Raw genomic sequence first — 21,187 nt, 5'->3', positions numbered from 1 at the left:
CGATGGAGCCCCTCGATCTATTCAGCATGCGGGAGACCTATAACCGCCAGCAGATCATGCTCTGTTTCAATGGCCCGATATCACGCAGCCTGATCGAAGAGATCGGAAACGCCCTGCGCAACTACCTTGCCGCCGACCACGCCAACCCGTCTTCGGCCATGGACGTATTTGCTGTCTACATCGAGATGACTCAGAACATTCGCCACTACACCCGTGAAAAGGATTGGAGCGATCAGGAAGCCGGTGCGACTGTGGTAGTGGCACGTGATGATGCGGGTCGCTACGTGGTATCCGCTGGCAACCTGATCGAACAGGCGGATGGTGAGCGGCTGGTCGCAACAATCGAAGGGCTGGCGCAGCTGGACAAGGCGCAGTTAAAGGCCGCCTACAAGGAACAATTGCGCAAGCCGCGTGAAGAAGGTGCTGACAGTGGCGCCGGACTGGGGCTGATCGACATCGCACGCAAGGCCAGCGAGCCGCTCCAGGCATCCCTGCGCAAACTGGCAGACGGCCGAGCCTTCATCAGCCTCTACGCCGTTATCTGATCATTCCAAGAGAACGCACATGAAAGACTTTGCCATCGCAGGCACTCAATCATCGCCCGCTATCGAAGGAAACTGGGAGCGTGGCGTGCTCGCCATGCAAGGCGACTCCTACCCGGAGAACTCCTATGAGATGTTCCGTCAGGTATTCGACTGGATCGAGGTCTACCTGGCCGAGGCGGGGCGCCCCCTATTGCTCGACCTGAATCTTCTGTACCTCAACACCAGCAGCATCAAGGCGATGATGGATATCTTCGATCAGCTTGAGGCGGCTCATCAGGCTGGGCAGCCGGTCGCCGTGAAATGGCACTACGACAAGCAGAACGAACGGGTCGTGGAGCTCGCCGAGGAGTTCAAGGAAGACTGTACGTTCCCGTTCGACATTCTGCCGCGCGAGGCTTGAATCATGGCCCGGACAAACGCTGCCTTCGAGGAACGAGTCAGGGAGCTGTTGTCCGATTCGGCGAATGTGGATCATCCGCTGCACGAGGCGCTGGACCTGCTCTGGGAGGCGCATCAGGACCTGGCGCGCCGGATCGATCGGATCAGCTACATCTCTGATGCCTATCAGAGCATGGCCCGAGAGCGAGAGATGGGGTTGACGGAGCGGCTAGAAAAGCAGCTTCGTCAGCTCGAGAAAGTCGCGCGCATTTCGGACCGGTATCAGCAAATGATGCGCGACCTCAACACCGCGCTGCAGGAGGCTTCGACGCGTGACGTTTTGACGGGGCTGGGCAACCGCCGTTTGCTCATCGACCGCCTCAAGTCGGAAACGGAGCGCAGCAAGCGATACGACCGGCCATTCAGTATCGTCATGCTCGACATCGATCACTTCAAGCACGTTAACGATGCGCACGGCCACGAAGTAGGCGATCGCGTGTTGGTCGAGGTGGCGCGGGTGATGGATGAAGAAATTCGTGAACACGACCTGTGCGGCCGTTGGGGTGGGGAAGAGTTTCTGATCGTGCTCCCCGAGACAACGCTCGCCACGATCACGCCTGTAGTGGAACGCCTGCGGGATGGCATTCGCGAGCTGCGGGTGCGCGTCGATACGCAGCTGCTTTCCGTAACGGTCAGCGTTGGCGTGGCCGAGCACCGTGTCGCGGAAGGCTACTCCGCCACCATCAATCGCGCCGACATGGCGCTTCTGAAAGCCAAGCGCAATGGGCGGGACCGCTGTGAGGTCGCCCAAGACTGAGCGGCTAGTTGCGCGTACTGGCCAGCGCGTCGAGAAAACGTTCGAGTACCAGATGGGGCCGCCGTCCCCGACGCGTTACGGTCGCAAGCGTCAGATCGTAGTGACGCTCGCAAGGCTTGACGGCGCGTAGGCGGCCCTGCTGCACCCAAAGCGCCGCGTAGTGGTCGGGCAGATAGCCAATGTATCGCCCGGTGAGAATCAGAAATGCCATGCCTTCACGGTCCGAGGCGGTGGCGGTGCAGTTGAGGGCCTGATAGTGCGCCTGTATTTCAACAGGCAACCGGAAGGTCGGCGCTACGGCATCCATGGCATTGAGCTTCGCATCTTCCAGCACGGCGTCATCGGCGCCGAACAGCGGGTGATCAGCCGCGCAATATAGTTCGGATCGCTCCTGGTAAAGTGCCTGGTAGTCCAGCCCAGGCAGTGCGCCCGTCTGCGGCACCACACCGACGTGCAGTCGGCCGTCGAGCACGCCTTGTTCGACCTCGCTTGGCGGGATCATTCGAATCTGTATCTTTACCTCGGGACCTTCGTCCTTGAGGCGGGCAAGCGCATGGGTGATGCGCATGTGTGGAAGCGTCACCAGGTTGTCCGTGAGGCCGATATTAAGTTCACCGCGCAGATGATGGTGCAGCCCGTTGACCTCGGTACGAAAGCTCTCTACCGCGCTCAGCAGTCGTTCCGAGGCCTTGTACACCTCGCGCCCCTCTTCGGTCAGTGCGAATCCGGCGCGCCCTCGTTGGCAAAGCCGTAGCCCAAGGCGTTGTTCCAGGTCGCTCATGTGCTGGCTTATGGCCGAACGACTGATTCCCAGTGCGCTTTCCGCTGCAGCGAAACCGCCAGTGTCCGCGACGTTGCGAAAAATCCGCAGCAGTCTGATTTCGAAATCGCTCACCTGTGCCAGGGGATTAGGACGACGCTGCATTGTTTAGTGATCGCTAATGTGAGGGTATGAATATCCGCATTTTAGCGGATCGACGGGCGTGGCAATGTCTTTCTCAACACTACGCCCAATGGTGACGTGCGCTGTCCTTGACCCTTGGAGGAGACTGCAAATGAATATGCCGGAAATGTCCGCACCGCCCGTGTCGGGCACGTTGAAGCTCGATGCGCACTGGATGCCGTTCACGGCTAACCGGGCTTTCATGCAGGACCCCCGTATTGTGGTCGGGGCCGAAGGCAGCTGGTTGATCGACGAGAATGGCCGGCGCGTCTATGACAGCCTTTCCGGGCTGTGGACCTGCGGAGCGGGCCACTGTCGGAAGGAAATCCAGGAGGCCGTTGCACGCCAACTTGGCACGCTGGATTACTCGCCAGGCTTCCAGTATGGCCATCCCCTGTCGTTCCAGCTTGCCGAGAGAATTGCCGAGCGCATGCCGGAGACGCTGGACCACGTTTTCTTCACCGGGTCCGGCTCGGAGTGTGCCGATACGGCGGTCAAGATGGCGCGTGCCTACTGGCGCCTGAAGGGGCAGCCTGCCAAGACAAAACTGATCGGTCGCGCTCGTGGATACCACGGCGTCAACATCGCGGGCACGTCCTTGGGCGGTATCGGCGGCAACCGCAAGATGTTCGGGCAGTTCATGGACGTGGACCATCTTCCCCATACGCTGCAGGCAGGCATGGCGTTCACACGCGGTATGGCGGAGACGGGCGGTGTTGAGCTCGCGAACGAGCTTCTGAAACTGATCGAGCTGCACGACGCCTCCAACATCGCAGCTGTCATCGTCGAGCCGATGTCAGGATCGGCCGGCGTGATCGTTCCGCCAGCAGGTTACCTGCAACGTCTTCGTGAAATCTGTACCCAGCATGACATTCTGTTGATCTTCGACGAGGTCATTACGGGGTTTGGCCGAATGGGCAAGGCGAGCGGCGCGGAGTTTTTCGGCGTCACGCCAGACCTCATGAACGTCGCCAAGCAGGTCACCAATGGTGCCGTGCCACTGGGCGCCGTCATCGCTTCGCGCGAAATCTATCAAACGTTCATGAGCCAGCCGACTGCTCCGCACGTGGTCGAATTCGGCCATGGCTATACCTATTCCGCGCATCCGGTCGCTTGTGCGGCAGGGCTGGCGGCGCTTGACGTGCTGACTCGAGAGCACCTGATCGAGCAATCCGCGGCGCTGGCGCCACATTTCGAGCAGGCCATTCATGACTTGAAGGGTGCGAAGCATGTCATCGACATCCGCAACTGCGGCCTGGCCGGCGCCATCCAGCTGGCTCCGCGTGACGGAGATCCGGTGATCCGACCATTCGAAGCCGGCGTTGCGCTGTGGAAGGCAGGCTTCTATGTGCGGTTCGGTGGCGATACCCTGCAGTTCGGCCCAACCTTCAATGCCAAGCCCGAGGAGCTGGACCGCGTCTTCGATGCGGTAGGCCAGACCCTGCAGGGCATCGCCTGACGACCTCCGGCGCATTGAGTATTCAAAGGGTGATCACACGACCGGCTGCCTCAATCGTGAACGGCGCGTCATGGCTCGATGCCCCCGGCCGTTCACGGATAGGTATGTGACGCTCTTCACCGGAGCAGGATCAAGTAAGTGTCGGGCCAAGGCCTGACCCCACAGAGAGAGTGACATGTCCATCATTCCCCATTTCATCAACGGCGAGCGGGTAGCCACTCAGGGCCGTACGGCCGATGTCTTCAATCCTTCGACAGGGGAGGTCGCTGGGCGCGTTGCGCTGGCGGACCAAGCCGTTCTCGCATCGGCTATCGCTGCGGCCAGGGCTGCGTTCCCTGCATGGCGTCATACGCCGCCAGCTAAACGTGCGCAGGTCTTTTTCCGCTTCAAGCAGCTGCTTGAGGACAACCAGCAGAAGATTGCCGAATTGATTTCGCTGGAGCACGGCAAAATCATCGAAGACGCTATCGGCGAGTTGAGGCGTGGCATCGAAAACGTCGAATATGCGACCGCTGCGCCAGAGTTGTTGAAGGGCGAGTACAGCCGTAACGCCGGTCCGAACATTGATAGTTGGAGTGACTTCCAGCCGGTGGGCATCGTGGCGGGCATTACCCCCTTCAACTTTCCGGCGATGGTGCCCCTATGGATGTACCCGCTCGCGATCGTCTGCGGTAACTGCTTCATTCTGAAACCGTCCGAGCGCGACCCGAGCTCTACGTTGCTCATCGCCGAATTGCTGCACGAGGCCGGTTTGCCTAAGGGTGTACTGAATGTCGTGCACGGCGACAAGGAGGCCGTCGATGCCCTGATCGCCGCGCCTGAGGTCAAGGCATTGAGCTTCGTTGGCTCCACGCCGATTGCCGAGTACATCTACAGCGAAGGGACCAAGCGCGGAAAGCGCGTACAAGCGCTCGGCGGCGCGAAGAACCATGCCGTACTGATGCCGGATGCGGACCTCGACAATGCCGTCAGTGCGTTGATGGGGGCGGCGTATGGGTCATGTGGCGAGCGCTGCATGGCGATTTCGGTCGCGGTTTGCGTCGGTGATCGAATTGCCGATGCTCTGGTTGAGAAGCTGGTCCCTGAGATTCAGAAACTGAAAGTCGGACCTGGTACTTGTACCGGCCTGGACATGGGGCCGCTGGTGACCCAGGCTGCGCTGGAAAAAGTGACAGGCTACGTGGAGGACGGCGTGGCGGCAGGGGCGACGCTTGTTGTCGACGGGCGCACGCTCAAGGTCACTGATCATGAGAAGGGCTTCTTCCTGGGTGGCTGCCTGTTCGACCGAGTATCCCCAGAGATGCGGATCTACCAAGAGGAGATCTTCGGGCCAGTGCTATGTATCGTTCGTGTGCAGAGCCTCGAAGAGGCCATGCAGCTCATCAATGATCACGAGTATGGCAACGGTACCTGCATCTTCACACGTGACGGTGAAGCGGCCCGGTTGTTTTGCGATGAGATCGAAGTTGGCATGGTGGGTGTCAATGTGCCGTTGCCGGTTCCTGTGGCTTATCACAGCTTCGGTGGCTGGAAGCGTTCCCTGTTTGGGGATCTCCATGCTTATGGTCCGGACGGCGTCCGTTTCTATACGCGCCGCAAGACGATTACTCAGCGCTGGCCACAGCGTGCCTCTCATGAAGTTGCTCAGTTCGCCTTCCCCAGCAACGGTTGAAGGCGGAGAAACGAACGAGGCCGGTCACTGACCGGCCTCGTTCGTTATGGCGCAAGGGCGTGCGTTGTCCCTGCTTTGCCTTCGGTCAGGCTTCGGCTCTTGGCTTATGGTGCCGCAGCGTAATTCCGAGCAGCAGCACGGCCATGAAGCACGATCTCACAAGCAGGATGAAGCCACCGTCCCAGCCATAGAGACCGACGGAATCTATCCGGCAAAGTGGCGGAAGATGGCGGCAAGCTGGAAAGCGCAAAAGAAGCCGAACGCAACCTTGAGTGGACGCTCCATCTCTTCGCCAAGACTTACCCTCAACGGCCGAAATACGAAGGATGGTGTCAGCGCCAGGCCAATGAGGATGGCAACCACCGCGAGCAGCGAATAGAACTCACTCGTAAACCAGGCGATATCGGATACGAGAGCGTAGACAAGGCAACCGATGGCCAGGCAAGCCCAAACGGCGCCTACCAAGCGATACTTGGGCGGCCATTGCTGGATATTCACGGGGTAAGCTCCATGGGCAGTAAATGGGGCCTCCTAGTATAAGGCCCGGGCCGTCCGGTGAACGAATACCAAACGGTCAGCGTATGGCCAATCGTTGCGAGGGGCATTCGGTGCCCGGCTCCGGCCGTCTTGCCAGGGCGCGGCCAAATTCTATTCCCGGCCGCTCAACGAACCGATACAGGCATTCCGAGCCAATGATCGTGACGGCGACTGTCCCTACGAAGATTTCAGCGAACTGCAGCCAGGGCGAGGTCGTCGTAGACAGGGTGGCCAAGCACATCATGATACTGATGACTACCCAGTGCAGGATGTACACCGAATAAGAGCGAAGCCCGGCGGAAACGGCGAAGCGGCTGTCCAGTACCATCTTCAGCAGCCTCGTTGCCAGGTCCGGTTGCTCGAGCGCTTCACGGTCAAGCTGCGCGTAGCTCATCAGTCCGATCCATGCCGCCAACGGAACCAGCTCACCGGAGCCAATCGCAAGAATCAGGCAGCCAGCCACGAGGATAAGCGGATAGCTCCGCAGCGCAGGCAGTCGATCCAGGGCAAGGCGTGTCCCAATACCAACGAGGAAGTAGCCAATGGAACCGGGGAGCAAGCTTGGCAAATAGAATTGGCCGAATAGGCCAGCCCGGTAGGCGATGTAGCTGGCTACCGCGCCCGCGATGAATAGAATCTTGAGGCGATCGTTGAGGAGCATCCTCAGCAGGAAAGGGGCGAGGAGATAGAACTGCCACTCCAGCGATACGCTCCACGCCGGCGTGAGAAACATGTACTCCGATTCCGGCAAGAGGCTATTGGGAACCGCGCCATGAAGCATCAGCGCGTGAAGCACGACATGCCAAGTAAGGTTGCCATCGTTGAGTTGCGCTTGTTGATCGGCGAAATGTATGAGTTGGCCTGCGTCGTGCCATGGTAGTGCCCCGAAAGCGCTGATGGTTGCGGGTAGTGCCAAAATTGCGAGCAGCAGGGCGACAAGGTAGGCCGGAAATAGCCGGAGGGCGCGTCGGGCAATGTAGAGCGGGTAAGACTCCTGGCGCGAAAGCAGGAGATGAGTGATCACGAAGCCACTCATGATGATGAACACCTGTACGGCCCAATCACCGCATTTGCCAATCACCCGCATCGCTGGGATGGCCTCGGCGATACCCGTGAGAGCGACGATGTGAGTAAGTACGACGATCCAGGCGAGCCAGGCGCGCGCGCCTTCCAATCCGCGATATGTCGGCATGTGGACTCCTTTCCATTAAGGTGCGGCGCGACTGAAAACGATCGAAATATTACTAACTGTGTCGCGCCATACTACTGACCACATTGGAGCTAAAGATGTTCGTCGCCTTCTGGAACGGATTGTTCCAGCGAGACCGCGCCGCACTGGTCTTGTCCAAGAAGCGTAACGGAGCTTGCTTTTCGGCACGGGGCGCCGGCGTAGCGGACGTTAGCGGCCAGCCCGACGAGCGACCCATTCGTCAATAACACCGCTTGCGAGGAGAACACCCAGAACAATTGCTCCGCAGCCTGCAATACCCCATTGGTTAGGCGTTTCGCCTAGCCACACTGCGGCTGCCGTCAGTGCCGTGACCGGTGTAATGGCCGTTATCGCCGTTGTACGTGACGGCCCCAGGTATGCAACGGCTGACGTGAACAGGATTAATGCCAGGACGCCTGCCAGCAGCCCCTGGATTGCTATTTGCTGGACTATTGCTGTGACAGCAGTCGTTTCAATCGCGTGCCAAATGTCGCTAGCGGCAAACGGCAGCAGCACAATCACGGACCATAGGCCCACCAGAGAGGCGGCTTGGACGGCACTCAGTCCGCTTTTACGAAAGGCTATGGTGTAAATGGACCAACTCATCGCGCCGATGAGAACGAAAAGATGCCCGATCCAGTGGCCGCTCTCCGGCTCGAGCATGCTATGCCCGATAATCGCAAATGTACCCATCGCGATTCCAGAAAGGCCAACAAGGCGAAGCCTACTGAAACGCTCGCCCAGTAAGAAGGCAGATAGCGCACCGACAAAGAGCGGGAGCGTGCCGGTCAGAAGAGGACCTGCCTCTGTTGCCGGCGCATACTTAAGACCAACTAATACTGCGCCAAGATAGGGGATACCGGCGAACATCAGCCCGAATAAAAGCCAAGGACTTTTACCTTTGGGCAGGCCCCTAAGCTGCCACCAATAGGGCGACAATAGCGCCGCAGCGGTGCCGAACCGGATGAAGGCCAGCAGGGCCGGAGCCAGCGGCTCGGCATGGCCGACGGTCGCCCGTGTGCTGACAATCCAAGTGGTCCAGCTTGCCACCGTCGCCAGGGCGGCCAGAAGCCCCAGTATCGCCCTGCGATGCGCGCTAGTGAACGCCTTCATGCGTGGGTTGGTGGTATGGCAGCTGCGTCGCGCAGCGCTGCCTGGCATTTCGATCGGTGCGGCGTCATGCCTTGCGAACAAATTCAGACTTTAGCTTCATGGCACCGATGCCATCGATCTTGCAGTCTATGTCATGGTCGCCGTCGACCAGTCGGATATTCTTGACGCGTGTGCCAACCTTGACGACGAGTGACGAGCCCTTGACCTTGAGATCCTTGATGACGGTCACCGTATCGCCATCGGCGAGGGGATTGCCTACCGAGTCCTTGATGACGCGCTGATCATCGTCGTCGGTAGACACGGCATCGATACTCCACTCGTGAGCGCACTCCGGGCAGGTGAGTAGCGAGCCGTCCTCATAGGTGTATTCCGATTCGCACTGGGGGCACGGTGGAAAATTGCTCACGGTCAGATGCTCCATCTCAAAAGCCGCACAGTGTAAGGGGGTTTAGCGGCATGGAACAGCGTGCGGTTGCATGGCGGCATCCTCAGCCGCCACCGGCGGTGCTCAGACCTGGACGGTATCCACCATTTTTCGGGCATGCGCGATCGATTCCTGAGTCAGGTCCACGCCGCCGAGCATCCGGGCAATCTCCTCAACGCGGCTGGCAGCGTCCAGCTCCCGAACAGCTGTCCGGGTCGCTTTGCTACCACGTGCCTTATGGACGAAAAGATGCTGGTGTCCTTGCGCCGCAACTTGCGGCAAGTGAGTGACAGTAAGCACCTGGCCCTTCTCACCCAAACGGCGTAGCAACTGCCCAACCACCTCTGCGGTAGGGCCGCCGATACCCACGTCCACCTCGTCAAATACCAGCGTCGGTACGCGCGAGGTCTGTGCCGTGATGACCTGAATCGCCAGGCTAATGCGAGACAGTTCGCCACCAGACGCAACCTTCGCAAGGCCCTTCAAGGGCTGCCCAGGGTTGGCACTGACCAAAAACTCGACCTGCTCAAGGCCGTAAGGCTGAGGGTCGTCGTTCTGCGCAGAACGCAGCTCGATCGCGAAGCGGCCCCCCGGCATGCCGAGTCGCTGCATCTCTTTCTCGACCTTGGTTGCCAAAGTTTTGCTGGCCTTGTTTCGCACCTGGCTGAGCGCCTGGGCTTTCTCCTGATAGTGGCGCAGGTAGGATCCCAGCTCGTCTTCAAGGCGCTCGATGGCTTCGTCGCTTGCGTTCAGGCCTTCGAGCTCTGTCATGAGTTGTTGCTGAAGCACGCCGAGCTCGTCAGGCTGGATACGATGCTTGCGCGCCAGGGTATAGATCGCATCGAGACGCTCCTCCAGTTGCTGCTGGCGCTGCGGGTCGGCATCGAAGTTGTCCAGGAAGCGGTTGAGTTCTCCCACCGCTTCCTCAACCTGGATCTGCGCGCTTGAAAGGAGGTTGATGGCTTCCTGCATGGCGGCAGGTTGATTACCGGTCGCGGTGAGGCGATTGAGGCTGGCTGTAAGCGCGGACAGTACATTTCCGCTATCGCTCTCGCTACACATGTCTATGACTTGCCTACATGAGCCAAGCAGGCTTTCTGCATTCGAGAGCGCCTTGTGTTCCTCTTCCAGTTGTTCAAGCTCGTTCTCGCCCAGTGCAAGATTGGCAAGCTCTTCGAGCTGATAGCTCAGCAGCTGGTGACGTGCGCGTTGCTCGTCGCCGCTGGTAGAAAGGCGTTCAAGCTCTGTACGGGTTTGTCGCCAGCGCTGAGATGCCAGCTGGACCTGGCGCGACAAATCCCCAGCACCCGCGTACTCGTCCAGCAGACGGCGATGAGTGTCAGGCTTGAGCAGCGATTGATGTTCGTGCTGGCTGTGGATATCGATCAGCAGGCCGCCAAGGCTTTTCAAATCACCAAGCGGGCAGGGCGTGCCGTTGATATAGCCTCGCGAACGGCCTTCTGCGGTAATCACGCGGCGAAGAATGCAGTGCCCGTCGTGCTCGAGATCGCGGCCCGCGAGCCAGGCGGCGGCCTCCGGAATGTCTCTCAAATCGAAACTTGCGAGGATGTCGGCCTTGTCCGCACCGGGGCGGACGACGCCGCTGTCTGCGCGATCGCCCAACGCAAGGCTCAAGGCATCGAGCATGATCGACTTGCCCGCGCCGGTTTCACCTGTGATGACACTCATGCCGCCGCGCAGCTCGAGGTCAAGGTGTTCAACGATCGCGTAATTATGAACGGACAGGTGCACCAGCATGGGAAGGCTCCGAACAAGGTTTCGAATGCGTGCTGGGTATTTATACAGTGGTCTCTGCAGGCTGGCAACGTACCGCCTGTCCGCTCTGACGAAACCGCATGATCTCTTTCCCACGGACCCTTGAAGGTTCGTTTCTTGGCCCCATATAGCCGGCAAGCAAATCGGTTCCATGAGAGCCGCACGATAATTGGAGGAGATTCGCATGGCTGACGAGCAGAACCTGGATACCCAGAATCCTGAGGACGTAGTGGCCGCCGGCGAGCAGACCGATAGCGACCTGCTGGCGCGCATCGAGCAGCTCGAAGAACAATTGGCCGCCGCGCAGGATCAGTCGCTGCGCACCGCGGCTGAGCTGCAGAACGTGCGCCGCCGTGCCGAGCAGGACGTGGAGAAGGCGCACAAGTTTGCCCTTGAGAAATTCGCTGGTGATCTGCTGGGTGTCGTCGACAGTCTTGAGCGCGGCCTGGAGCTTTCCAGCGCAGATGACGAGACCATCCGCCCCATGCGCGAGGGCATGGAACTGACGTTGAAGATGCTTCAGGACACCCTCAAGCGGCATCAGATCGAAGCCATCGATCCGCACGGTGCGCCCTTCAACCCCGAGCACCATCAGGCCATGGCGATGGAAGAGAGCACCCATGTCGAGCCCAACAGCGTGCTCAAGGTGTTCCAGAAGGGGTATCTGGTCAGTGGCCGTCTGCTTCGTCCGGCGATGGTCGTGGTTAGCAAGGCACCGGTCGAGCCACCACCGAGCATCGACGAAAAAGCTTGAATTCGGGGTGAACGCCCCCATTTAACCGATCAACCGAGTATTGCAGGTCCCTGGGCGGGCCGCACGGAATCCAAAGTTTCTGGAGAGGATTATGGGCAAGATCATTGGTATCGACCTGGGAACCACCAACTCCTGCGTGGCCATCCTGGAAAACGGTAACGTAAAGGTTATCGAGAACGCAGAAGGTACTCGCACCACGCCTTCCATCATCGCCTACACCAACGATGGTGAAACACTGGTCGGGCAATCCGCAAAGCGTCAGGCGGTGACCAACCCGCAGAACACGCTATACGCGGTGAAGCGCTTGATCGGCCGTCGTTTCGAGGAAGACGTCGTTCAGAAAGACATCAAGATGGTCCCCTACACGATCACCAAGGCTGACAACGGAGACGCCTGGGTCGAAGTAAAGGGCCAGAAGATGGCACCGCCGCAGATTTCGGCGGAAGTGCTGAAGAAGATGAAGAAGACCGCCGAGGATTACCTGGGCGAAACCGTCAGCGAAGCGGTCATCACCGTTCCTGCATACTTCAATGATAGCCAGCGTCAAGCGACCAAAGATGCCGGGCGCATCGCCGGTCTGGACGTAAAGCGCATCATCAACGAGCCTACGGCGGCGGCGCTGGCGTACGGCATGGACAAGGCCAAGGGCGATCACACGGTCATCGTGTATGACCTGGGTGGCGGTACGTTCGACGTGTCCGTGATCGAAATCGCCGAGGTGGATGGCGAGCACCAGTTCGAAGTGCTTGCGACCAACGGCGACACGTTCCTTGGCGGTGAAGACTTCGACATTCGTCTGATCGATTACCTTGTCGACGAATTCAAGAAAGAAACCGGGATGAATCTGAAAGGCGATCCGTTGGCCATGCAGCGCCTGAAGGAGGCTGCAGAGAAGGCGAAGATCGAACTGTCGTCGAGCCAGCAGACCGACGTGAACCTGCCATACATTACGGCTGACTCGTCTGGTCCGAAGCACCTGAACGTGAAAATCTCGCGTGCCAAGCTTGAATCGCTGGTCGAAGATCTGGTCGAGCGCACCATCGAGCCTTGCCGCGTTGCGCTGAAGGACGCCGGTATCGACGTTTCCAGCATCAACGACGTCATTCTCGTGGGTGGCCAGACCCGTATGCCGCTGGTACAAAAGCGCGTCGCCGAGTTCTTCAACAAGGAAGCGCGCAAGGACGTCAACCCGGATGAAGCGGTTGCGATCGGTGCTGCCATTCAAGGCGCCGTCCTCGCCGGTGACGTGAAGGACGTACTGCTGCTTGATGTCTCTCCGCTGACACTGGGTATCGAAACCCTGGGTGGTGTAATGACGCCGCTGATCGAGAAAAACACCACGATTCCGACCAAGAAATCGCAGGTGTTCTCGACCGCTGACGACAACCAGTCTGCCGTGACCATTCATGTCCTGCAGGGCGAACGCAAGCAAGCCGCGCAGAACAAGTCGCTGGGTCGATTTGACCTGGCCGAGATCCCGCCGGCGCCGCGTGGCGTTCCGCAGATCGAAGTCACGTTCGACATCGACGCCAACGGCATCCTGCACGTAGGCGCGAAGGACAAGGCAACCGGCAAGCAGCAGTCGATCGTCATCAAGGCGAACTCGGGTCTCTCCGAGGAAGAAATCGAGCAAATGGTGCGTGATGCCGAGGCCAACGCCGAGGATGATCGGAAGTTCGAGGAGTTGGTCGCGGCCCGTAACCAGGGTGACCAGTTGGTCCACGCGACCCGCAAGATGCTGACCGAGGCCGGCGACAAGGCAACAGCTGAAGAGAAGGCGGCGATCGAGACAGCGATCGGCGAGCTGGAAACGGCTGTGCGTGGCGATGACAAGAGCGTCATCGAGGCCAAGGTCAATGCCTTGTCTCAGGCGTCAGCTCCGCTGGCGCAGAAGATGTACGCCGAACAGCAGCCAGGCGATGCAACCAAAGCCGAGGGCGCTTCGAAGCCGGCCGGTGACGACGTCGTCGACGCGGAGTTCGAAGAGGTCAAGGACAACAAGTAAACGTCACGTTTGCTTTGCTCCCCGCGCGGCCGTAGGTCGCGCGTCTCGACTCACTACGCGGGGGCTTGCTCCCGCGTAGGCATGTCTGGAGGGGCAATAGAGGAATACAGAGAATCATGGCGAAACGAGACTATTACGAAATCCTGGGCGTCGAGCGCGGGGCCAGCGAGGCTGACCTGAAAAAGGCGTATCGTCGTCTGGCCATGAAATACCACCCCGACCGGAATCCGGACGATAAGGCGGCAGAAGAGAAGTTCAAGGAGGCCAACGAGGCCTACGAAGTACTCTCTGATGCGAGCAAGCGCGCCGCTTACGATCAATACGGCCACGCGGGTGTTGATCCGCAGATGGGCGGCGGCCCGGGTGGCATGGGTGGTGCCAGTTTTTCGGACATCTTCGGGGATGTCTTCAGCGACTTCTTCGGTGGAGCGCGCGGCGGTTCCCGGGCCGGCCCGCAGCGTGGTAGCGACCTCCGCTATACGCTTGAGCTGGACCTGGAAGAAGCTGTACGCGGCACTAGCGTAACCATTCGCGTACCTACGCTGGTCAACTGCAAGATATGTGAAGGTAGCGGCGCGAAGAAAGGCTCATCGCCTGTCACATGCCCGACCTGTGGCGGTATCGGCCAGGTACGCATGCAGCAGGGCTTCTTCTCTGTTCAGCAGACCTGTCCACGGTGCCATGGGGCAGGGAAGGTCATTCCTGATCCCTGCGATGCCTGTCATGGTCAAGGGCGCGTCGAAGAGCAGAAGACGCTGTCGGTCAAGGTGCCAGCTGGTGTCGATACCGGCGATCGCATTCGCCTGTCGGGCGAGGGCGAGGCGGGTGCATTGGGCGGTCCGGCAGGCGATCTGTATGTCGTCGTGAATGTCCGCGAGCATCCGATCTTCCAGCGCGACGGCAAGGATCTGTTCTGTGAGGTCCCGATCGGCTTCGTGGATGCAGCGCTAGGCGGCGAGCTCGAGGTGCCGACCCTGGATGGTCGCGTCAAGTTGAAGATTCCGGAAGGCACTCAGACGGGCAAGCTATTTCGCCTGCGGGGCAAAGGGGTGTCTCCTGTTCGTGGTGGTGGCCCTGGGGACCTGATGTGCCGTGTCGCAGTCGAGACGCCGGTCAATCTCGACAAGCGGCAGCGTGAGTTGCTGGAGGAGTTCCGCAGCAGCCTCCATGGCAACAGTTCGCACTCACCGAAAGCCAGTGGCTGGTTTGAAGGCGTCAAACGCTTCTTCGGTGACCTCTGATAAAAAAGTCGCCAGCAGGTGATGCCTGATTGGCGACGATGGGATGGAGCACGTCAAATGCGACGTATAGCAGTGGTGGGCGCCGCGGGGCGCATGGGCAAGAATCTAGTCGAGGCCGTTCAGCAAAGCGGTGGCGCGGCTGGTCTTACTGCGGCGGTAGACCGGCCGGATAGCACCCTGGTTGGCGCCGACGCCGGCGAGCTGGCAGGTATTGGCCGGATTGGTGTGCCGCTATCAGGCGATCTGGCAAAGGTTGTCGACGAATTCGATGTCCTGGTCGACTTTACGCATCCAACGGTCAGTCTTCAGAACATTGCACGCTGCCGCCAGGCCGGCAAGGCCATGGTAATTGGAACCACGGGCTTCTCTGTCGAGCAGCGTGAACAGCTCGTCGAAGCGTCCAGGTCCATACCGATCGTGTTCGCAGCCAACTACAGTGTTGGCGTTAATCTGTGCCTGAAGCTGCTCGATACAGCCGCCCGCGTTCTGGGTGACGAGGTGGATATTGAAGTCATCGAGGCGCATCACCGGCACAAGGTCGATGCGCCTTCCGGTACTGCACTTCGAATGGGCGAAGTTGTCGCGGCTGCGCTGGGGCGTGATCTGGACGAAGTGGCAGTCTACGGGCGTGAAGGCCAGACGGGGGCGCGCAAGCGCGAGACGATCGGTTTTGCGACTGTACGGGCCGGGGACGTGGTAGGTGACCACACGGTCCTGTTCGCAGCGGACGGAGAGCGGGTCGAGATCACGCACAAGGCGTCCAGCCGAATGACCTTCGCGAAAGGGGCGGTGCGGGCCGCGCTGTGGCTGGAGGGACGAGAGCCGGGTCTATATGACATGCAGGACGTGCTGGGGTTGCGTTGAGCCGTAACTGGCCGACAAGCGCGGTGGACCCGAAAGGTCTATTTCTATACAATGCCTGCTTTAGTATGTTTACTAAAAGTTGCGCAGAATGGCTCAAATAAAAAGCGGGGTGACGGTCGATACGTCATCCCGCTTTTTTACAATCTGCGTTTGCGTCAGCCTTAGATCTTCGGGAGGTCTTTCTTGACTAAGCCAGCCATACTCGCCCTTGCTGATGGCAGCATTTTTCGCGGCGAATCCATTGGTGCCGACGGGCATACGGTCGGCGAGGTAGTGTTTAACACTGCCATGACCGGCTATCAGGAAATCCTTACCGATCCGTCCTACGCCAGGCAGTTGGTCACGCTCACCTATCCTCATATCGGTAACACAGGCACGACGCCACAAGATGGCGAGGCCAATCAAGTGTGGGCTGCCGGCCTGATCATTCGAGATCTGCCACTTGTCGCCAGCAACTGGCGTAACAAGCAGTGCCTGTCGGACTACCTGAAGGCAAACGGTACAGTCGCCATTGCAGATATCGACACCCGCCGCCTGACGCGTATTCTTCGTGAAAAGGGTGCACAGAATGGCTGCATCCTGGTGGGAGAGGACGCGACCGAAGCTCGTGCACTCGAGCTTGCGCGCGAATTCCCTGGCCTCAAAGGTATGGACCTTGCGAAGGAGGTCAGCACCAAGCAGGCTTACGAATGGCGATCGACGGTCTGGAACCTGCAGGATGACGATCACGCGGAAATCCCAGCCGAGCAGCTGCCTTATCACGTTGTCGCGTTTGACTACGGTGTAAAGCTGAACATTCTTCGTATGCTGGTAGCACGCGGGTGCCGCATCACGGTACTGCCGGCACAAACGCCGGCAAGTGAGGCACTGGCACTCAACCCGGATGGTATATTCCTGGCGAATGGTCCGGGTGATCCGGAGCCTTGCGACTACGCCATCAGCGCGATCCAGCAGGTCTTGGAAACAGACATTCCGGTATTCGGTATTTGCCTCGGCCATCAGTTGCTGGCGTTAGCGTCTGGAGCCAAGACTGTAAAAATGCCGAATGGTCATCATGGTGCAAACCATCCTGTGCAGGACCTGAAAACTGGCGAAGTGCTCATCACGAGCCAGAACCACGGCTTTGCCGTCGATGAACAGACCCTTCCAGCCAATCTGCGCGTCACTCACAAATCATTGTTCGACGGCTCCAACCAGGGGATCGAGCGCACCGACAAGGTCGCATTCAGCTTCCAGGGTCACCCTGAGGCCAGCCCAGGCCCACACGATGTTGCGCCACTGTTCGATCGTTTCATCGAAGCCATGGCTGCGCGCCGTTGAGTTTGTCGAGCCAAGGAATTCGAGAGTAAGCACATGCCAAAACGTACAGATATCAAAAGCATCCTCATCCTCGGCGCCGGCCCTATCGTTATTGGTCAGGCGTGCGAGTTCGACTACTCCGGCGCGCAGGCTTGTAAAGCGCTGAAGGAAGAAGGCTTCCGGGTCATTCTGGTCAACTCAAACCCGGCGACGATCATGACTGACCCGGCGATGGCCGATGCGACCTACATCGAGCCAATCAAGTGGGCGACAGTCGCAAAGATCATCGAGAAGGAACGTCCCGATGCGTTGCTGCCGACCATGGGCGGCCAGACCGCATTGAACTGTGCGCTCGACCTCGAGCGGCACGGTGTGCTTGAGAAGTTTGGGGTCGAAATGATCGGCGCCAATGCTGACACTATCGACAAGGCCGAAGACCGTTCACGTTTCGACAAGGCGATGAAAGATATCGGTCTCGCATGCCCGCGTTCGGGCATCGCTCACAGCATGGAAGAGGCGTATGGCGTACTCGACCAGGTTGGTTTCCCATGCATCATCCGCCCTTCGTTCACAATGGGCGGAACAGGTGGTGGTATTGCGTATAACCGCGAAGAGTTCGAAGAGATCTGTGCGCGCGGGCTTGACCTGTCGCCAACTCGCGAACTGCTGATCGACGAGTCGTTGATCGGCTGGAAGGAATACGAGATGGAGGTTGTCCGCGACAAGAAGGACAACTGCATCATCGTCTGCTCCATTGAGAACTTCGACCCCATGGGCGTGCACACGGGTGACTCCATTACCGTGGCCCCGGCGCAGACGCTGACCGACAAGGAATACCAGATCATGCGCAACGCCTCCCTGGCGGTGCTGCGCGAGATCGGCGTCGAGACGGGTGGCTCCAACGTTCAATTTGGCATCTGCCCGGATACTGGTCGGATGGTCGTGATCGAGATGAACCCGCGTGTTTCGCGTTCGTCCGCACTGGCCTCAAAAGCCACCGGGTTCCCAATTGCCAAGATCGCGGCGAAGCTCGCTGTTGGCTACACCCTGGACGAGCTTCAGAACGACATCACCGGTGGCCGCACGCCAGCGTCGTTCGAGCCAGCGATTGATTATGTCGTCACAAAGGTGCCTCGTTTCGCGTTCGAGAAATTCCCTAACGCCGATGCGCGTCTGACGACCCAGATGAAGTCCGTCGGCGAGGTCATGGCGATCGGGCGTACCTTCCAGGAGTCCGTGCAGAAGGCACTACGGGGCCTTGAGGTAGGTGTAAGCGGCTTCGATCCCAAGCTGGATCTTAACGATGCCGAGGCGGAAAGCACGCTCAAGCGCGAGCTGACCGTCCCGGGTGCGGACCGGATCTGGTACGTGGCCGATGCATTCCGCGCTGGCCGTACGGTCGAGCAAGTGTTTGCCCTCACCAAGATCGACCCTTGGTTCCTTGTGCAGATCGAGGATCTGGTCAAGGAAGAGCAGCATGTGCAGACGCTGGGACTATCGAATATCGACTACGCGCTAATGCGCCGGCTCAAGCGCAAAGGTTTCTCTGACGCGCGCCTGGCTCGTCTGCTGGGTGTGACCGAGAAAAACCTGCGCAGCCATCGCCACAAGCTGAAGGTGCTGCCGGTCTACAAGCGCGTCGACACCTGTGCCGCAGAATTCGCGACGGATACGGCCTACATGTATTCGACCTACGAGGAAGAGTGCGAGGCAAACCCGAGCAGCCGCGACAAGATCATGGTCATTGGTGGTGGCCCGAACCGAATCGGCCAGGGTATCGAATTCGACTACTGCTGCGTGCACGCGGCACTCGCGATGCGTGAGGACGGGTACGAGACCATTATGGTCAACTGCAACCCTGAAACCGTATCCACGGACTACGACACTTCCGATCGCCTGTATTTCGAGCCGGTGACGTTGGAAGATGTTCTTGAGATCGTTCGTGTCGAGCAGCCGAAAGGCGTGATCGTGCAATACGGCGGCCAGACACCTCTAAAGCTCGCTCGTGCGCTTGAAGAAGCTGGCGTACCGATCATCGGTACCACGCCTGATGCTATCGACCGTGCAGAAGACCGCGAGCGCTTCCAGCAGATGGTCCAGCGTCTGAACCTGCGTCAGCCGGCGAACGCGACGGCTCGCAGCGAAGATGAAGCCATTCTGGCTTCCAAGAATATCGGCTACCCGTTGGTGGTGCGTCCTTCCTACGTGTTGGGCGGCCGGGCAATGGAGATCGTGTATCAGGAAGACGAGCTCAAGCGCTATATGCGTGATGCCGTCAAAGTCTCGAATGATAGCCCCGTACTGCTTGATCACTTCCTCAACTGCGCAATCGAGGTGGATGTCGATGCAGTGAGCGATGGTGAGACCGTAGTCATCGGCGCGATCATGCAGCACATCGAACAGGCGGGCGTTCACTCCGGTGACTCTGCATGCTCGTTGCCGCCTTACTCCCTGCCGAAGCATATCCAGGATGAGATCCGGGAGCAGGTGAAGAAAATGGCGCTCGAGTTGCACGTCGTTGGTCTGATGAATGTGCAGATGGCCGTGCAGGGCGAGGATATCTACGTCATCGAAGTGAACCCGCGCGCGTCGCGTACCGTTCCGTTCGTGTCCAAGTGCATTGGCGTCTCGCTCGCGAAGGTCGCTGCGCGGGCAATGGCCGGCAAGACGCTTACAGAGATCGGCTTCACCCAAGAGATCATCCCGCCGTACTACAGCGTAAAAGAGGCGGTATTCCCGTTCGCCAAGTTCCCTGGTGTCGACCCCATACTCGGCCCGGAGATGAAGTCGACCGGCGAAGTAATGGGTGTTGGTGACAGCTTTGCAGAAGCATTCTCCAAGGCTCAGATCGGTGCGAGTGAAGTGCTTCCAAACTCAGGCTGCGCGTTCATTAGCGTACGCGATGATGACAAGCCCTTCGTTGCACAGGTGGCGGCTGATCTGGTGGAATTGGGCTTCCAGGTGGTGGCTACGGCTGGGACTGCACGTGTCATCGAGGCAGCCGGGTTGCCGGTTCGTCGTGTGAATAAGGTGACTGAAGGGCGTCCGCACGTCGTGGATATGATCAAGAACGACGAAGTAACCTTGATCATCAATACGACCGAGGGCCGGCAGTCCATTGCAGACTCGTATTCCATTCGTCGCAATGCGCTGCAGCACAAGATCTGCTGCACCACCACGATCGCGGGTGGTCAGGCAATCTGCGAAGCGCTGAAGTTTGGTCCTGAGAAAGCCGTGCGCCGTTTGCAGGATCTCCATGCAGGAATTAACGCATGACTAAATACCCCATGACAGTCCAGGGCGCGCGCGCCCTGGAGGAAGAACTGAAACACCTCAAGACCGAGCTGCGTCCACAAATCACTCAGGCGATAGCCGAGGCCCGCGAGCTGGGAGATCTGAAGGAAAACGCCGAGTATCACGCCGCGCGCGAGCAGCAGGGTATGGTCGAGGCGCGCATCCGTGATATCGAAGGCCGCCTGCAGAACGCACAGGTTATCGACGTCAGCAGTATCCCTCACTCTGGCAAGGTGATCTTTGGCACCACGGTGGATATCGCCAATGTCGAAACCGACGAGACCACGACGTACCAGATCGTCGGCGATGACGAAGCTGACGTGAAGCAGGGCAAGCTGTCCGTCAGCTCACCCATCGCTCGAGCGCTTGTTGGCAAGGAAGAGGGTGACGTCGTTACGGTGCGTACACCCAGCGGTTTGATCGAGTACGAGATTGTCGAAGTCCGTCACGTCTGACCAGCGGGTCGATTTCGCCACCTTCGTGTGGCGATTGACGCTTACGCTTTGGCTCGGTGGCGCGCTCGCGCTACCTCTTCTTGTGCTACCTGGTCTGTCGAGCGTTGGATTTGCACCTATGCTTGCAGAAGAGCTACTGCGATCGGTCACACGATCGCAAGGTATGCTCACGCTCATCTGTGTGGCGACCCAGTTGCTGATCTTGCTGCGGGCCGAAGGCCGCTCGGTGCTCATTCGCGACAGTCGTGCAGTGCTTCTGGTCGGTGCGGCTGCTGCCGGCGCGGGTATGTGCTTCGGGTTTGCCCTTGTTTCGGTCGAGGCGGAGCGAGTCGCGGGAATCGTGTTGGCGGCGCTGGGGTTGCTACTATTGGGGCGCCCTGCGCCCCGCCATCGTTAACGCC

General features: G+C 59.3%; 19 protein-coding genes. 13 read left to right on the top strand and 6 right to left on the bottom strand.

Annotation, left to right across the window (positions count from 1 at the left end; translation table 11 throughout):
* Positions 1 to 2: 2 nt before the first annotated feature.
* The 3 genes from siaB to siaD are packed head-to-tail and all read left to right on the top strand — an operon-like array spanning position 3 to position 1,740.
* Positions 3 to 545, top strand: coding sequence for a biofilm regulation protein kinase SiaB (gene siaB, locus ACY8D3_RS14740; protein ID WP_462379529.1), 543 nt, complete (start codon positions 3 to 5; stop codon positions 543 to 545).
* A gap of 19 nt (positions 546 to 564) precedes the next feature.
* The gene (gene siaC, locus ACY8D3_RS14735; RefSeq protein WP_462379528.1) at positions 565 to 945 is read left to right on the top strand and encodes a biofilm regulation phosphoprotein SiaC; all 381 of its coding nucleotides are present in this window, start codon (positions 565 to 567) and stop codon (positions 943 to 945) included.
* Positions 946 to 948: 3 nt separating this feature from the next.
* Positions 949 to 1,740 carry a biofilm regulation diguanylate cyclase SiaD gene (siaD, locus tag ACY8D3_RS14730; protein WP_462379527.1) on the top strand — a complete coding sequence of 264 codons (792 nt, stop codon included), beginning with the start codon at positions 949 to 951 and terminating at the stop codon, positions 1,738 to 1,740.
* Between the two features lie 4 nt (positions 1,741 to 1,744).
* On the opposite strand, the gene ACY8D3_RS14725 is transcribed toward siaD, so the two are convergent.
* Entirely contained in the window at positions 1,745 to 2,665 is a 921-nt protein-coding gene (locus tag ACY8D3_RS14725; protein ID WP_462379525.1) for a LysR family transcriptional regulator, read from the bottom strand.
* 130 nt (positions 2,666 to 2,795) lie between these two features.
* On the opposite strand from ACY8D3_RS14725, the gene aptA reads away from it, so the two are divergent.
* Both aptA and ACY8D3_RS14715 read left to right on the top strand, forming a co-directional pair.
* Entirely contained in the window at positions 2,796 to 4,142 is a 1,347-nt protein-coding gene (gene aptA / locus ACY8D3_RS14720) for an omega-aminotransferase AptA (protein WP_462379524.1), read from the top strand.
* 175 nt (positions 4,143 to 4,317) lie between these two features.
* Positions 4,318 to 5,814 carry a CoA-acylating methylmalonate-semialdehyde dehydrogenase gene (locus ACY8D3_RS14715; protein ID WP_462379523.1) on the top strand — a complete coding sequence of 499 codons (1,497 nt, stop codon included), beginning with the start codon at positions 4,318 to 4,320 and terminating at the stop codon, positions 5,812 to 5,814.
* Between the two features lie 204 nt (positions 5,815 to 6,018).
* Here the strand turns inward: ACY8D3_RS14715 and ACY8D3_RS14710 are convergent, their stop codons facing one another.
* From ACY8D3_RS14710 to recN, 5 genes are all read right to left on the bottom strand, one after another.
* A complete protein-coding gene (locus ACY8D3_RS14710; protein WP_462379522.1) occupies positions 6,019 to 6,312 on the bottom strand; it encodes a hypothetical protein in 294 nt (97 codons plus the stop codon).
* Positions 6,313 to 6,388: 76 nt separating this feature from the next.
* A complete protein-coding gene (locus tag ACY8D3_RS14705) occupies positions 6,389 to 7,543 on the bottom strand; it encodes an acyltransferase family protein (RefSeq protein ID WP_462379520.1) in 1,155 nt (384 codons plus the stop codon).
* 207 nt (positions 7,544 to 7,750) lie between these two features.
* Positions 7,751 to 8,611: a DMT family transporter gene (locus tag ACY8D3_RS14700; RefSeq protein ID WP_462379518.1), complete on the bottom strand. Its 861-nt coding sequence runs from the start codon at positions 8,609 to 8,611 to the stop codon at positions 7,751 to 7,753.
* Between the two features lie 127 nt (positions 8,612 to 8,738).
* Positions 8,739 to 9,080, bottom strand: a complete 342-nt coding sequence (locus ACY8D3_RS14695) for a zinc ribbon domain-containing protein YjdM (RefSeq protein ID WP_462379517.1) — start codon at positions 9,078 to 9,080, stop codon at positions 8,739 to 8,741.
* Positions 9,081 to 9,182: 102 nt separating this feature from the next.
* Positions 9,183 to 10,856 (bottom strand): DNA repair protein RecN, encoded by a 1,674-nt coding sequence (gene recN, locus ACY8D3_RS14690; RefSeq protein ID WP_462379515.1) that lies wholly within the window; start codon positions 10,854 to 10,856, stop codon positions 9,183 to 9,185.
* Positions 10,857 to 11,058: 202 nt separating this feature from the next.
* Between recN and grpE the strand changes: the two genes are divergently transcribed.
* The 8 genes from grpE (at position 11,059) to ACY8D3_RS14650 (ending at position 21,183) form a co-directional block, all read left to right on the top strand.
* Complete coding sequence (gene grpE / locus ACY8D3_RS14685) at positions 11,059 to 11,628, top strand: nucleotide exchange factor GrpE (protein ID WP_462379514.1); 570 nt, start codon at positions 11,059 to 11,061, stop codon at positions 11,626 to 11,628.
* Between the two features lie 91 nt (positions 11,629 to 11,719).
* Positions 11,720 to 13,633 (top strand): molecular chaperone DnaK, encoded by a 1,914-nt coding sequence (gene dnaK, locus ACY8D3_RS14680; protein WP_462379513.1) that lies wholly within the window; start codon positions 11,720 to 11,722, stop codon positions 13,631 to 13,633.
* 116 nt (positions 13,634 to 13,749) lie between these two features.
* A complete protein-coding gene (dnaJ, locus tag ACY8D3_RS14675) occupies positions 13,750 to 14,874 on the top strand; it encodes a molecular chaperone DnaJ (RefSeq protein WP_462379512.1) in 1,125 nt (374 codons plus the stop codon).
* Between the two features lie 57 nt (positions 14,875 to 14,931).
* Positions 14,932 to 15,738: a 4-hydroxy-tetrahydrodipicolinate reductase gene (dapB, locus tag ACY8D3_RS14670; protein WP_462379511.1), complete on the top strand. Its 807-nt coding sequence runs from the start codon at positions 14,932 to 14,934 to the stop codon at positions 15,736 to 15,738.
* 183 nt (positions 15,739 to 15,921) lie between these two features.
* The gene (carA, locus tag ACY8D3_RS14665; protein WP_462379510.1) at positions 15,922 to 17,058 is read left to right on the top strand and encodes a glutamine-hydrolyzing carbamoyl-phosphate synthase small subunit; all 1,137 of its coding nucleotides are present in this window, start codon (positions 15,922 to 15,924) and stop codon (positions 17,056 to 17,058) included.
* A gap of 33 nt (positions 17,059 to 17,091) precedes the next feature.
* Complete coding sequence (gene carB, locus ACY8D3_RS14660) at positions 17,092 to 20,313, top strand: carbamoyl-phosphate synthase large subunit (protein WP_462379509.1); 3,222 nt, start codon at positions 17,092 to 17,094, stop codon at positions 20,311 to 20,313.
* Complete coding sequence (gene greA / locus ACY8D3_RS14655) at positions 20,310 to 20,786, top strand: transcription elongation factor GreA (RefSeq protein WP_462379508.1); 477 nt, start codon at positions 20,310 to 20,312, stop codon at positions 20,784 to 20,786. The genes carB and greA overlap by 4 nt, the downstream gene beginning before the upstream one ends.
* Positions 20,764 to 21,183: a hypothetical protein gene (locus tag ACY8D3_RS14650; RefSeq protein WP_462379507.1), complete on the top strand. Its 420-nt coding sequence runs from the start codon at positions 20,764 to 20,766 to the stop codon at positions 21,181 to 21,183. The genes greA and ACY8D3_RS14650 overlap by 23 nt, the downstream gene beginning before the upstream one ends.
* The last annotated feature ends 4 nt before the right edge of the window (positions 21,184 to 21,187 follow it).

This window comes from Pseudomonas sp. Marseille-QA0892 (assembly GCF_054950135.1).
The sequence above is the reverse complement of the archived record's forward strand: the minus strand, read 5'-3'. Positions and strand labels throughout refer to the sequence as shown.